The following is a 1,027-nucleotide window of genomic DNA, read 5'->3' on the forward strand; positions in this document are numbered from 1 at the left end:
CTTTGAGCTTGGTGGTGTAGCGATTCCAGCCGACAACGTCAGAGTTTGCTTGTTGTTGCTCGGAGTGGATGATCTGTTGATTGTAAAAAACATGCCCGCTTAATCCGTCGAGTAAATTGAAGTTGAGGCTGAGGTCGTAGCCGTAATCCTCCCCTTCGCTTAAACCAATATCAGGTTTTGCATAGTCATCATTTCCGTACCAAAGTTCTGCAAGTAGCTGGACATCGTCTGTCATGTCATAACTGCCGTCGCCACGGAGCTCAATCCTCTCTTTGTCGGCTAAATAGTATTGGCGCAAATTAGGCGAGTCGCTGCTGTCGTCCTGCCAATCAGAGCCATCGCGGAAAGAGTAGGAGACTTTACCGCCTAATTGCCACGGACTGTTTGGCCTGTACTGAGCACCAACAAAAACGCGTTGTTCATCGGTACGTTTTCGGTCGGCATAGCTTCGCTCGTCTTGTTTGAAGTGATAACCCGCATTCACCTTCACATCAGACGCAACACGATGCGTTAACGTTGTTTCCAGTTTGGTTTTTGTGTGGTCGTATTTTTCTCTTGTAGAGCCGATGATGTTGTTTCTATCGGAGTTATCGTCTTTGTCTGAATAGTCCGCAGAAATGGCGAAAGCTGTGTCTCGCGAAATCTTGTTGTGGTAATCCGCGCTCATTTGCCAAGTGTTGGTTTCGCCATGGAATGTATTGGAGTTAACGGGGGACTGAGGAAACGGATTTAACCCGCCTTCAGAAGACGTTTGTGACCAAAGTAAGCGGCCACTGAACGTTTGTTGATTCAACCGATAATTCCCCGTGACAGCAAACTGGTGAAAGTCGTTGTCAGGCTCATACGCGATGTGGTTGGCGTAAGGGTTGGTAATGCCGCCGTAATAGAGTGCGGACTTGTCATTGCGGAAAAACGAGCCGCGATACGCAATATCCACCAGCCACAAATCTTCAATGTAGCTCACTCCTACTTGAGTATTTAAGGTTTCATGATCGACGGCTTTGGGTATGAATCCAGGCGCGTTGGC

The 1,027-nt window shown here is 48.0% G+C and carries 1 protein-coding gene; it reads right to left on the reverse strand.

All coding sequences use genetic code 11. The features are described from left to right. A partial coding sequence (locus R7Z78_RS24885) for an MtrB/PioB family decaheme-associated outer membrane protein (RefSeq protein ID WP_169643708.1) occupies positions 1 to 1,027 on the reverse strand: 1,027 nt, incomplete at both ends.

This window comes from Vibrio sp. 1167, from assembly GCF_033340375.1.
Classification (GTDB): Bacteria; Pseudomonadota; Gammaproteobacteria; order Enterobacterales; family Vibrionaceae; genus Vibrio; species Vibrio alginolyticus.